The 12,359-nt window shown below is 64.2% G+C and carries 11 protein-coding genes; all 11 read left to right on the forward strand.

The genetic code is table 11. The features are described from left to right. Positions 1 to 5 precede the first annotated feature (5 nt). The 11 genes from iolD (at position 6) to AC0VYB_RS04625 (ending at position 12,354) form a co-directional block, all read left to right on the forward strand. Positions 6 to 1,937 carry a 3D-(3,5/4)-trihydroxycyclohexane-1,2-dione acylhydrolase (decyclizing) gene (gene iolD / locus AC0VYB_RS04575; RefSeq protein WP_140955520.1) on the forward strand — a complete coding sequence of 644 codons (1,932 nt, stop codon included), beginning with the start codon at positions 6 to 8 and terminating at the stop codon, positions 1,935 to 1,937. Then, a complete protein-coding gene (locus AC0VYB_RS04580) occupies positions 1,925 to 2,713 on the forward strand; it encodes an HpcH/HpaI aldolase family protein (RefSeq protein WP_140955521.1) in 789 nt (262 codons plus the stop codon). The genes iolD and AC0VYB_RS04580 overlap by 13 nt, the downstream gene beginning before the upstream one ends. Positions 2,714 to 2,765: 52 nt before the next feature. After that, positions 2,766 to 4,016: a Gfo/Idh/MocA family protein gene (locus tag AC0VYB_RS04585; protein WP_475385059.1), complete on the forward strand. Its 1,251-nt coding sequence runs from the start codon at positions 2,766 to 2,768 to the stop codon at positions 4,014 to 4,016. Further along, entirely contained in the window at positions 4,009 to 4,977 is a 969-nt protein-coding gene (locus AC0VYB_RS04590; RefSeq protein ID WP_140955522.1) for an NAD(P)-dependent oxidoreductase, read from the forward strand. Before AC0VYB_RS04585 ends, AC0VYB_RS04590 begins: the two co-directional genes overlap by 8 nt. Beyond that, entirely contained in the window at positions 4,974 to 5,861 is an 888-nt protein-coding gene (locus AC0VYB_RS04595) for a TIM barrel protein (protein ID WP_311200335.1), read from the forward strand. Before AC0VYB_RS04590 ends, AC0VYB_RS04595 begins: the two co-directional genes overlap by 4 nt. Positions 5,862 to 5,863: 2 nt before the next feature. Beyond that, entirely contained in the window at positions 5,864 to 6,892 is a 1,029-nt protein-coding gene (locus AC0VYB_RS04600; protein ID WP_250786260.1) for a Gfo/Idh/MocA family protein, read from the forward strand. A gap of 63 nt (positions 6,893 to 6,955) precedes the next feature. Then, entirely contained in the window at positions 6,956 to 7,969 is a 1,014-nt protein-coding gene (gene iolG, locus AC0VYB_RS04605) for an inositol 2-dehydrogenase (RefSeq protein ID WP_140955525.1), read from the forward strand. Between the two features lie 68 nt (positions 7,970 to 8,037). Further along, positions 8,038 to 9,504, forward strand: coding sequence for a sugar porter family MFS transporter (locus tag AC0VYB_RS04610; protein WP_140955526.1), 1,467 nt, complete (start codon positions 8,038 to 8,040; stop codon positions 9,502 to 9,504). After that, positions 9,501 to 10,343, forward strand: a complete 843-nt coding sequence (locus AC0VYB_RS04615) for a sugar phosphate isomerase/epimerase family protein (protein ID WP_140955527.1) — start codon at positions 9,501 to 9,503, stop codon at positions 10,341 to 10,343. The genes AC0VYB_RS04610 and AC0VYB_RS04615 overlap by 4 nt, the downstream gene beginning before the upstream one ends. Positions 10,344 to 10,504: 161 nt before the next feature. Next, a complete protein-coding gene (locus AC0VYB_RS04620; protein ID WP_140955528.1) occupies positions 10,505 to 11,494 on the forward strand; it encodes a squalene cyclase in 990 nt (329 codons plus the stop codon). 134 nt (positions 11,495 to 11,628) lie between these two features. Further along, a complete protein-coding gene (locus AC0VYB_RS04625; RefSeq protein WP_140955529.1) occupies positions 11,629 to 12,354 on the forward strand; it encodes an SDR family NAD(P)-dependent oxidoreductase in 726 nt (241 codons plus the stop codon). Positions 12,355 to 12,359 lie beyond the last annotated feature (5 nt).

Below are 12,359 nucleotides of genomic sequence, written 5' to 3' on the forward strand. Positions count from 1 at the left end.
CACCAATGAAGAACGAACCGACAGTGCGACTGACCGTTGCTCAGGCCGTCGTCCGCTACCTCATCAATCAGCATTCTGTGCTCGATGAGCATCGACAGCGCTTCATTCCCGCGGCCGCCGGAATCTTCGGACACGGCAATGTCGCCGGATTCAGTCAGGCATTCGCCCAGTACGCCGACGACATGCCGTTCATCCAGGGACGCAACGAGCAGGCGCTCGGCCACGCCGGCACTGCCCTCGCGAAAGCCAGCAGTCGCCTTCAGACATTGGCGGTCACTGCCTCAATCGGCCCGGGCGCTATGAATCTTGTGACAGCCGCCGCGACCGCGACAGTCAATCGACTGCCGCTGCTTCTGCTCCCCGGAGACACCTACGCCACCAGACGACAGGGGCCCGTGCTTCAGGAGCTCGAGAACCCGCAGGATCCCAGCTTGAGCGTCAACGACGCGTTTCGGCCGGTGTCGACATTCTTCGACCGCATCACACGTCCCGAACAGCTCGTCACCGCATTGCCCAAGGCATTCCGTGTGCTCGCCAACCCTGTCGAGACCGGCGCCGTCGTTCTCTCATTGCCTCAAGACGTCCAATCCCACGCCTTCGACTACCCGTTGGAGATGTTCTCTCCCCGGGATTGGGAGATCCGACGCACCATCCCTCAGCCAACTGACATCGCAGCAGTCGCAGGACTCGTCGCCTCCTCGACCAAGCCGCTCATCATCGCTGGGGGAGGGGTTCTCTACTCGCAGGCGCAGACAGCTCTGGCCCGATTCTCCGACGCGACGGGAATCCCTGTTGCGGAGACGTTCGGCGGCAAGGGAGCCGTGCAGAGGGCGGCACCGTGGGCGCTCGGCGGGATCGGACTGGAGGGGAACCCTGCAACGAATCGGCTCGTCGCGGAGTCCGATCTCATTATCAGCGTGGGCACCCGACTGACTGACTTCGCAACGGGATCGCAGACGATGTTCGCGAACCCCGAAGTGCGCTTCGCGTCGATCAACATCGCAGAACTCGACGCGATCAAGCAGGGTGCTGCCGCCGTCGTGGCAGATGCCCGCCTCGGCATCGATGCGCTCGCAGAATCCCTAGGCGGCTATCGGGTCAGCGGGTCGTGGGCAGACGAGATCGCTGCACACAAGGAGCGGTGGGCTCCGATCCGCCAGGCCGCCCTCGACCCCGACACGCAGTTCGACAAGGACGCAGCTGAGCACGCCCACCTCAACATTCCCGACACGGACGCCGTAATCACCCAGGGCCAGCTAATCGGTCTTCTTCAGGACCACGCCCGTCCCGGAGACACCATCATCGCCGCAGCCGGAGGTCCGCCCGGTGACCTCCTCAAAGTCTGGGACGCCACGGATGATCGCCATTGTCACCTGGAATTCGGATTCTCCTGCATGGGATACGAGATCCCAGCCGGCATCGGTGTCCGCCTCGCTGATCCGCAGAGTACCGGGCGGGTCACGGTCTTCATCGGCGACGGCACGTTCCTCATGAACCCCACGGAGATCCTCACGGCTGCCCAGGAACGCCTCGACATCACCTACGTGATCTCCGAAAACCACGGATTCCAGGTGATCAGGCGCCTGCAGATGATGAAGTTCGGCGAGCAGTTCGGCAACGACTTCCGATACCGCAACGATGAGGACCGCAGACTGTCCGGAGATTACCTCCGCATCGACCTGCGGGAGATCGCCGAAGGCCTCGGCGCTCAGACCTACAGAGTCGAGACCTCAGATGAGGTGCGCGATGTCCTCGAACGGACCCGTTCGGCACGCGGTCCTGTCGCCATCGTCGTTCCGACGATTCCCCTGGTTGATCTGCCCGGGTCGGAAGTGTTCTGGGACGTCGCTCCCGCCGAAGTCGCCGAACAGGCAGGAGTGCATGAACTCCGAGCCGACTACGAACAGGGATTGGAGAAGCAGCGATGGCACGTGTGAGCACGTTCCGGACACCACTCGATCAGGGAGCACTCGCCGGCCGCATCCGCAAGGGGGAGACGACTTTGGGATCCTTTGCAGGCTTGGGATCGGCTATGGCCGTGGAAGTGCTGGCGGCGTCAGGGCTCGACTGGGTGCTCATCGATCTCGAGCACGGGGGCGGAGACGAACGATCTGTCGGCGATGCCGTGAGCACGGCAGGAGCCTACGGCACTCCAGTGCTGGTTCGTGTCGAGACGCCTGACCGAATCAGGATCGGTCGGGTCCTCGATGCCGGAGCCGCAGGTGTCATGCTTCCCCGAGTCGACTCTGCCGAGGAGGTCGAAGCGATCATCCCGCACCTGCACTATCCGCCCACAGGAGATAGGGGAGTGGCCACGTACAACCGGTCGGTCCGTTGGGGAATGGACCGAGAAGCGTTGTCGGCGGCGAACGGCGATGTCCTCACCATCGTCCAAATCGAAACCGTCGGGGCACTCGCCGATGTCGACGCGATCGCCGCGCATCCGGACGTCGACGTGGTCTTCGTCGGTCCGCTCGATCTCTCCTACGCCCTGGGAGTTCCCTTGGACTTCGACGCACCCGAGTTCCAGGAGGCGCTGTCGGCCGTCGTGACCGCCGCGCGACGACATGGCACTGCCGCAGGAATCCTCTGCGCCGATGCCGACGCGGCTGCCATGCGAGCAGATCAGGGATTCAGCTTCCTGCCGGTGGGCTCGGATTCCACTCTCCTGGCCGCCGCAGCTCAGAACCTCGTCTCAGTGTTGAGACCCTGAGCCGCACCTACGTCAACCTCACTCTGCTACCTAAGGAACTGCCTTGAGCACCATGAACACTCCACAGCACGAAATCGGCGTCGGACTCATCAGCGTCGGCTGGATGGGTCAGCTCCACAGCCGCGCCTACTCCAGTCTTTCGGTCGTCTACCCCGAACTCGGCATCAGGCCGCGCCTCGTCATCGCCGCCGACACAAACCGGGACCGCGCCGACTACGCCGTCGATGTGCTCGGCTATGAGTCCGCCACAACGGATTATCACGAGGTCCTGGAACATCCCGACGTCGACGTTGTCTCCGTCTGTGCACCGAACTTCCTACACGAGGAGATCGGCACAGCTGTCGCCAGAGCAGACAAGTCCCTGTGGATCGAGAAGCCGGTGGGGCGGTCCGCCGAAGAGACGGAAACGGTGGCGCAGGCCGCAGACGATGCGGGCATCGTCACCGCCGTCGGCTTCAATTATCGCAATGCTCCTGCCATCGAATATGCCCGTCGGATCATCGCCGAAGGTCAGCTCGGTCGGATCATCAATGTACGGGGAGCATTCTTCGCCGACTACTCTTCTGAACCCAACGGTGCACTGTCATGGCGTTTCGTGCGCAGACTCGCCGGTTCGGGCGTGCTCGGCGACCTGCTCGGTCACTTGACCGATCTCGCTCACTACGTCGTCGGTCCCATCGACCGAGTCACAGGGGTGTCGAACACCGCCTACGCCGAACGGCCCAAACTCGAAATGGGCAGCGGCACGCATTTCTCCGTCGTCGAAGGTGGGGAGATGGCCCCCGTGGAGAACGAGGATTACGCGGGACTGCTCGTGCAGTTCGGCCCCGATGCCCAGGGCGCAGGAGCCGTCGGCACCCTCGAAGCGTCACGCGTGAGCGTCGGACCTCGTGCTGAGTACTCTTTCGAGGTCTACGGGACTGAGGGTTCTCTGCGGTGGAACTTCGAGAGGATGAACGAGCTCGAACTGGCTCTGGGATATCGCGGACCCCATGTCGGCTTCACGCGGATCATGGCCGGCCCAGAATTCGGAGACTTCTCGAAATTTCAGCCCGGGGCCGGCACCTCGATGGGCTACGACGATCTCAAGGTCATCGAGGCGAAGAAGTTTCTGCTTGCCCATATCGGAGCAGATTCCGCACATGCCGACGTCCATGACGCGTTGGCGGCCAATAGGGTCGTCTACGCAGCTGAGCAAGCTATCGCCGACGAGAACTGGCAGTCTGTCGAGCAGGTCGAAGGTACCTCGGCGGCCGTGAAGCAGGGATGGGCAGCTTCGGAGACGGCGGTGACCCATGACTGAGACGATGACCGTCGTCGGCCTGGGGCCGGTCCCGAGCGATGTTGTCGCACCCGTGCTCGGACCGGGAGTGCGATTCGTTCCGACCCCCGACGATGCCGAACTCCGGCGAGCTGCAGGAGCCATCGTCCGGGCCGCAGTCAGGGTGGGGCCAGCCGAACTCGATGACATGCCCGAACTCAGAGTCATCGCCCGCACCGGGGTCGGGGTCGACGACATCGATATCGCTGCCGCCAGTCACAGGGGCATCCCGGTAGCCGTGACGCCGGGTGTGAACTCCACCGCCGTCGCTGAGGGAGCGCTCGCCCACATCCTCCATCTGGTGAAGTCGCTCGGGCAGCTGACCGACCTTGTGCGCTCCGACCAATGGTCGGCCCGCACGGAGGTGCCCGTCGGTGATCTCGATGGGGCGAGCCTGGGTCTTGTCGGCTTCGGGAATATCGGGAAGCGCGTGAAGGCACTCGCCGAGGCTTTCGGAATGACCGTGCGCATCTACGATCCGATCGCCGAGGTTCCTTCCGCCAATCGTGTGGACACGTTCGAGGAGATCGTTCGGGGCTCCGATGTCATCTCCCTGCATGTGCCATTGACCGAGAGCACTCGGCACATGGTCAATGCCCGAATGATCGAACAGATGAAGCCGGGCACGATTCTCGTCAACACCAGCCGCGGCGGACTCGTGGACGAAGACGCGGCGCTGGAGGGTCTCGAATCGGGGAGACTCGCCGGAGTCGGCTTGGACTCGTTCGACCCGGAGCCGCCCCGACCGCATCCCCTCTACCAGCATCCCCGAACGGTGCTCACCCCACATGTCATGGGGTTGACGACAAAATCGAGTCGCGCGACCTTCGTCGCTGCGGCACAGGCAGTGAGGAACGTGCTCGAGGGTGGACGTCCAACTGCAGTGGTCAACGCCGCCGACCTCAGCTTCGGCGGTCCCCTCACACAGAACGGAGTCCGATGATGGCCGATGTCAGGATTGCAGCTGCCCCGATCTCCTGGGGAGTCTGCGAGGTCCCCGGGTGGGGCTATCAACTCGCGCCCGACAGGGTGCTCACGGAGATGCAGGAGCTCGGATTCGACGCCACTGAGTTCGGGCCGGAGGGCTTCCTGCCAGTCGATCCCGAGACCAGAGCAGAGCTCCTGAATCGTCATTCCATGCGTTCGGTCGGAGGCTTCGTCCCGGCAGTCATCCACGACCCGGAGGTTGATCCTCTCCCGCAGATCGAAGCGGAACTGCGTTCGTTCGTCGCTGCCGGAGCGGATACCCTCGTCCTCGCGGCGGCCACCGGAATCGACGGCTACGATCACGTCAGGCCGCCCCTTGATGACGACGGGTGGCAGACCCTGTGCGCAAACATCGACAGAATCGTCTCGCGAGCGGCCGCAGATGGCGTCAGGGTTGCACTTCATCCTCACGTAGGGACGATGGTGGAGACTGCGGACGATGTCGATCACGTCCTCAACGGCAGCGCCGTCGACATCTGCTTCGACACCGGACACATGTTCATTGGGGGCATCGACCCGCTGGCCTTCGTCAAGGACCATGCCGAACGGATCTCCCACGTTCACCTCAAGGACGTCTCGCTCTCCCACGCCCGACAGGTGCGCGCCGGGGACTCGACATACTACGACGCGGTCGTCGGTGGAATGTACAGGCCGCTGGGCCAAGGAGATATCGACATTCGTGCGATCGTGACCACTCTGGTCAAAGCCGGCTTCGACGGGTGGTTCACTCTCGAACAGGACACCGTCGTCGTTGCCGACCCAGAAGCGGGCGACGGGCCGATGACGCAGGCGCGGGAGAGCCTTGACTATCTTCGATCGATCGTGAGGGAAGTCCGATGAGCATGCGCATCGGGGTTGTCGGACTCGGTCGGATCGGACAGCTCCACGCGCGCAACGTCGTCCTGGAAGCCCCCGACGCTGAGCTGGTGCTCATCGGCCGCAGCGTGGACCGGCTCGACGCAACGCGGAAGTCGCTCACCGTCTCGCTCTCGGCTGAAAGCGAGGTCGAAGCGGAACCGAAGATCTCCATGCGGACGCTGTCAGACGCGTGGGCCGATGGTCTTGACGGAGTGATCATCTCGACCTCGACCGGTACGCATCCGGACCTGACTCGGTATGCCGTCGAGCATGGCGTACCCTGCCTCGTCGAGAAGCCTCTGAGTCTCGACCTGGCTGAGATCCCCCAGCTGTCTGAACAGCTCGAGTCGCACGGAGTGCCGATCATGGTCGCGTTCCACCGGCGATACGACGAGGGTCATCAGAGGCTGCGGCAGCGCATCCGCAGCGGCTCCATGGGCCCGATCCGCCTGATTCACGCCGTAAACCATGACCACCGACACGTTGATCCCGACTACATCCCGCATTCAGGGGGCATATGGCGTGACCTCCTCATCCATGACTTCGACACCATTCCCTGGCTTCTCGACGACCGGCCTGTGTCCGTCTACGCCACCGGGGGCGTCCTCGATGCCGAGGTCTACTCAGATTGCGACGATTTCGACACCGCATCGGCGGTGATCACGTTCGCCTCAGGAAGCCAGGCGCTTGTCAGCGGCGGGCGCAATGTGGCGTCAGGACAGGACGTCGCCACATCGGTCTACGGCAGCGACGCGGCGTTCTCCGCTGGTGTCGATGACCATACACCGGTTGAACCTCTCGAATCCGGCACAGCACCCTCGGTGACCACGTACGAAGACTTCATGGATCGCTTCGCGGCGACATTCCGTGGTGAGATCAGGCACTTCCTCGCCATGGTGCGAGGGGAAACGGACTCGCTCACTCCGCCATCGGCGGGAATCGTCGCCGCTCGACTGGCCATGGCGGCAGAGGAGTCCGCGCGCACGGGACGACCGACCCGAATCGAGTGGTGACGAATCCACTGTGCCTCCCTCTCCGTCCATGCAACCCTTTTCCACCACAAGGAGAACCCACCAATGTCCAGCGAACAGCTTCGCTTCGGCCTGATCGGAACCGGACGCATCGGCAAGGTCCACGCCGCCAGCATCGCAGCACTGCCGGAAACCGTCCTGACCTGGGTCGTCGACCCCCACCTCGCAGGTGCCGAGCGGATCGCCGCCGAGCACGGAGCCTCCGCCTCGGCGGAGCCCCGCCGGGCGTTCGATTCAGGCGAAATCGACGCCGTGATCGTCGCCTCCCCCACTTCGACTCATGCCGGCCTCATCGCCGAGGCCATCGAGGCGAAGATCCCCATCCTGTGTGAGAAGCCCATCGATCTCGACATCGAGCGAGTCGACGAGTTGGCTCCGATGGTCGAGGAATCCGACGTCCCCTTCGCCGTGGGCTTCAACCGGCGATTCGATCGCAGCTTCGCCGCCGCAAGGGAGCGCCTTCTGGCCGGTGACGTCGGCGACCTCGAACAGCTCATGATCATCAGTCGTGACCCGGCCCCACCGACGATCGAGAACCTTCGGACGACCGGAGGAATGTTTCGCGATCAGACCATCCACGACTTCGACATGGCGCGGTTCTTCGCGCCCGACATCGTCGAGGTGTTCGCCACCGGGTCTCAGATGTTCGACGAAGGAGCAGCCGAGCTCAGCGACTTCGACACCGCTACGGTGCTCATGCGCACGGCTGGGGGTGCCCAGATCACGATTGTGAACTCGCGGCACAGCGCGATCGGCTACGACCAGCGCATCGAGGTCTTCGGCGGCCGGGGAATGCTCGAAGTCGGCAACGCCGGAACGAGCCTCCTCAGGTACTCGAACTCCTCGGCGGTACAGGCGGGAGCCCCGTTCCAACACTTCTTCCTCGAACGCTATGCCGAGGCCTACGTCGACGAGCTTCGCGAGTTCTGCAAGCTGGTTCGTGGAGAAGCCTCGAGATGTTCGACGTTCGCCGACGGCCGGGAGGCGCTCGTCCTCGCCAATGCCGCAGGACTTTCAGCGAGGGAAGGACGTGCAGTCAAGATCGACCGCGGCGCCTGAGCGCCGACCCGGGTCAGCGCTCAGGCGCAACCCGCAGTGCAAAGAAGCACCCAGCATAGGAGACCACCATGGTTGCCAACTCAGTAATGTCGAACGACTCGGCGCTGCCGACAATGCCCAAGACCGGTCCTCACCGGAAGCGGATCGGTCTAATTTCAATCATCGCGTGTTTCGGAGGATTGCTCTTCGGTTATGACACCGGTGTCATCAACGGTGCTCTCCGCCCGATGTCCCAGGAACTGGGTCTGACAGCGGTCAGCGAGGGAGTGGTGACGAGCTCCCTCGTCTTCGCTGCCGCTGTCGGCGCGGTGTCGTGCGGAAAGATCTGTGACATGATCGGGCGCCGGCGGACTATCCTCATGCTGTCGGGTCTGTTCTTCTTCGGAACACTTGTCGTTGTCTTCGCGCCGAACCTGGAGGTGCTCGTCGCCGGGCGAATCATGCTCGGTCTGGCAGTCGGCGGTGCGTCGATCGTGGTTCCCGTCTACCTCTCCGAACTTGCACCCTACGAGATCCGTGGCTCGATCAGCGGACGCAACGAAGTCGCGATTGTCTCCGGCCAGCTGGCAGCCTTCGTCGTCAACGCCATCATCGGCAATGTTTGGGGACACATCGACGGCATCTGGCGCGTGATGTTCGCCGTCTGCGCGCTGCCGGCGATCTGCCTGTTCATCGGAATGCTGCGGATGCCGGAGTCGCCGCGATGGCTTGTCGAACACGACCGACACGAAGAGGCGTTGGCTGTGCTGCGAACCGTGCGTACCGAAGAGCGTGCCGTCGCGGAACTCGGTGCTGTGGAGCAGGTTGCCGAAGCCACCACCGGTGACCAACGAGTCGGTTACCGGAAATTCGTCTTCAACAAGTGGCTGATCAGGATCGTTCTCGTCGGCATCGGTGTCGCCGTGTGCCAGCAGCTGACCGGCATCAACTCGATCATGTACTACGGACAGATCGTCCTCATCGAGTCCGGTTTCGCGGCGAATGCGGCCCTCATCGCGAACATCGCCCCCGGAGTCGTGGCAGTGATCGGAGGATTCGTCGCGCTGTACATGATGGACCGAGTCGACCGCCGCACGACCTTCCTCATCGGACTCACGCTCACGACGACCTTCCATCTGCTCATCGGACTGTGCTCGATGTACATGTCTGAAGACAACCCCCTCCGTGCTTGGGTGATCCTCGCCCTCATCGTCGGCTTCGTCGCTTCGATGCAGACTTTCCTGAACGTTGCGGTCTGGGTATGGCTGGCCGAGGTGTTCCCTCTGCCCATGAGAGGCGTCGGCATCGGCATCTCGCAGCTCTTCGGGTGGGGGATGAACGGGGTTATCGCTCTGGTCTTTCCCTCTATGGTCGCTGCGATCGGCATTTCCGGAGTGTTCTTCGTGTTCGCCGGGGTCGGGGTCATTGCCCTGATCTTCGTCGCCACCCAGGTTCCCGAAACACGGGGCATCTCATTGGAGAAGATGGAAGAGGGGATAGAGTCGGGAATGGCCTATGACTTCCGGGGTTGGAAGAAGCTGAGAGACGAGTCATGACCGAACCTGCGTTGATCGCCTCGTGTTGGACCAGCGCCGGAGACACTGCGCCGCTGCGCGCTTCCGAACTGAGCCCATACGATGCCCAGACGCGTGTCCGGGAGGTGTCGGCATCTGGATGGGAGGGCCTGGGCTTCGTTCTCGACGATCTGCGCCGTGTGCGGGCTTCCATCGGCTACGACCGTTTGGCTGACGACATCAGATCGTCGGAGCTGACGCACGTCGAAGTCGAGTTGTGCTCCGGATGGTGGACCGACGATGGGGCTTGGCGGCGGGACTGGGATGATCTGCTCGACGCTGCGCAGTCTCTCGGTGCGTCGTTCATCAAAATCGCGACCGCAATGGCACCGCAGGTCGATGACCTCGAACCGTTCGTCAAGCCCCTCCGGCGTCTGGCGATCGAAGCCGAAGCGCACGGAACACGCGTGGCATTGGAGCCCTTCCCGTTCGGAATGATCGCAACGGTCCCGCAGGGTGCTCAGCTCATCGATCAAGTCGCGCACCCGGCCGCTGGTCTCATCATCGATTTCTGGCATGTGTTCCGTGCGGGAACGTCGTTTGCCGAGTTGTCTGAGAGTGTGAACGCTGACGTTGTGTTCGGTGTCGAACTCTGTGACGCAGACGCCGAGGTGGTCGGCACACTCTTCGAAGACACCCGGGACAACCGCAGACTCATCGGGGAGGGGGTGCAGGACGTGGCCGGCTTCGTCGAGACGATGCGTGCCATCGGCTTCGCTGGCCCGTGGGGAGTGGAGATCCTCTCAGCGGAGCATCGACAGCGACCCTTGCGCGAAGGGCTGGAACTGGCACGGACCACGACACTGTCAGCTTTCAGATGACCCGGACACCGGCCGACCTTGCTGAGTGGCCGGGGGTGCTCGCGGCCGATGTCGCGCGCGCAAACCCGTGACGTCAGGGGCGACCGGGACTAAGCTGGTGGCCGTGAGCCCGACCTCACGGGCTGAAGTGGGCTCCGAGCCGACTGTGGAGGAGATCGACGATGATCGACACACGTATGAGGGACTGGCTGCTCGACTCCGATCCGGCGCTGCGCTGGCAGGTCGAGCGCGACCTCCTCGGGGCCGACGAGGACACCTGGCAGGCCACCCGGGCCGCAGTCGCCACCGAGGGGTTCGGGCGCGACCTGCTCGCGCGGCAGGACCCCGACGGCCAGTGGGCCGGGGGTCCGTTCTTCCCCGCCGACTTCAGCTGGGAGGGTGAGCAGCCGTGGACGGCGACGACGTGGGCGCTCAAGGATCTGCGCGAATGGGGCATCGACGCCGAGGTGCTCGCCGGGACCGCGGAGAAGCTCGCGCCCGTGCGGTGGGAGTTCAAGGACCTGCTGTACTGGGGTGGGGAGGTCGACGTGTGCATCAATGCGTGGACCCTGTCGAACGGCCTGTGGCTCGGCGCCGACGTCGACGGGATCGCCCAGTGGTTCCTCGACCATCAGCTCGACGACGGCGGCTGGAACTGCGAATGGGTCGAGGGCTCGACCCGGTCGTCCTTCCACTCGACCCTCAACGCCCTCGGCGCCCTTCTCGACTATCAGCAGCGCACCGGCGATGTCACACGGGTCGCGCAGGCGCGTGCCGCAGGGGAGGAGTATCTGCTGAAACGCGACCTCTACCGGCGCCTGAGCACCGGCGAGCCATTCTCGATGAACGCGTTCAGTCTCGCGCACCCTAGGCGCTGGCACTACAGCATCCTCGCCGCCGCGGACTACTTCCGCGACGCCGCGTTCACCGACGGAACGCGGCCGGATCCGCGTCTGGCCGACGCGATCGAGCGCATCCGGGACCAGCGCCAGGCCGACGGCACATGGCTGCAGGGACACCGGCTGGCCGGCGACGTCTGGTTCCACGTCGACGTCCCCGCGGGCGAACCGTCGAAGTGGGTGACCCTCCAGGCCCTGCGCGTCCTCGACTGGTGGGACGCCGCGAACCCTCCGGGGGCCGCTGACACTGCGGACGCCGCGACTCCCTCCTGAGTCGGGCAACGATCCCCTGCCGAACCCATGCTGCCTCCGCCTCTCATGAGAATATTCGAAAAAATCTTGAGGCTTCGAAAGTTCTCGTGTAGAACTGATGTCACGCGACAACGCAGTCGACTCAGGAGGGCATCATGCCGGAGAGCACCACCAATGAGCACATCGTCGTCATCGGCGGCACCCGCGGCCTCGGACTCGAGATCGCCCGCGCCGCCGTGGCCCGCGGGGACCGAGTCACGGTGACCGGCCGGGACCCGCAGCGCAACGCGGAGCGCGCGGCCGAACTCGGGGAGAACGCGCGCCACGGTGTCTGCGACCTCACCGACTGGGCGTCGCTCCAGGCCTTCTTCGACTCCGTCGACGGGCCGATCGACCACCTCGTCCTCGTCGCCCTCGACCGCGACAACAACGACATCAGGGACTTCCGACCCGACGACAGCGCCCACACCTCGCTGATGAAGAACGTCGGCTATGCGACGAGCGTCCACTACGCCCTGCCGAAGCTCGCCGCCGACGGATCCGTCCTCATGTTCAGCGGCCTGTCGATGTGGCGTCCGTTCCCGGGATCGACGACGATCTCCATGGCCAACGCCGGAGTCGTCGGCCTCGCCACCTCCCTGGCCGTGCAGATCGCACCGGTGCGCGTCAACGTCATCACCCCCGGAGTCGTCGGCGGCACGGACGCCGTCGACAACGCGGACCCCGTGCGCGCCGAAGCCTATGAGGCCGCGCGCCAGCGCACCCCCGGCAAGCGCCTGCCGACCCCGGACAACATCGTCGACGCGTCCTTCGCGCTCATGGACAACCGCGGCATCAACGCCGCCAACCTCGTCGTCGACTCCGCGATGCACACGATCTGAGCGGC

It is taken from the genome of Brevibacterium sp. Z349TD_9, assembly GCF_056173565.1.

What these genes read in the sequence shown, in the direction of transcription:
- iolD (WP_140955520.1), top strand. Translation starts at nt 6, where the DNA reads ATGAAGAACGAACCGACAGTGCGACTGACCGTTGCTCAGGCCGTCGTC.
- AC0VYB_RS04580 (WP_140955521.1), top strand. Translation starts at nt 1,925, where the DNA reads ATGGCACGTGTGAGCACGTTCCGGACACCACTCGATCAGGGAGCACTC.
- AC0VYB_RS04585 (WP_475385059.1), top strand. Translation starts at nt 2,766, where the DNA reads ATGAACACTCCACAGCACGAAATCGGCGTCGGACTCATCAGCGTCGGC.
- AC0VYB_RS04590 (WP_140955522.1), top strand. Translation starts at nt 4,009, where the DNA reads ATGACTGAGACGATGACCGTCGTCGGCCTGGGGCCGGTCCCGAGCGAT.
- AC0VYB_RS04595 (WP_311200335.1), top strand. Translation starts at nt 4,974, where the DNA reads ATGATGGCCGATGTCAGGATTGCAGCTGCCCCGATCTCCTGGGGAGTC.
- AC0VYB_RS04600 (WP_250786260.1), top strand. Translation starts at nt 5,864, where the DNA reads ATGCGCATCGGGGTTGTCGGACTCGGTCGGATCGGACAGCTCCACGCG.
- iolG (WP_140955525.1), top strand. Translation starts at nt 6,956, where the DNA reads ATGTCCAGCGAACAGCTTCGCTTCGGCCTGATCGGAACCGGACGCATC.
- AC0VYB_RS04610 (WP_140955526.1), top strand. Translation starts at nt 8,038, where the DNA reads ATGGTTGCCAACTCAGTAATGTCGAACGACTCGGCGCTGCCGACAATG.
- AC0VYB_RS04615 (WP_140955527.1), top strand. Translation starts at nt 9,501, where the DNA reads ATGACCGAACCTGCGTTGATCGCCTCGTGTTGGACCAGCGCCGGAGAC.
- AC0VYB_RS04620 (WP_140955528.1), top strand. Translation starts at nt 10,505, where the DNA reads ATGATCGACACACGTATGAGGGACTGGCTGCTCGACTCCGATCCGGCG.
- AC0VYB_RS04625 (WP_140955529.1), top strand. Translation starts at nt 11,629, where the DNA reads ATGCCGGAGAGCACCACCAATGAGCACATCGTCGTCATCGGCGGCACC.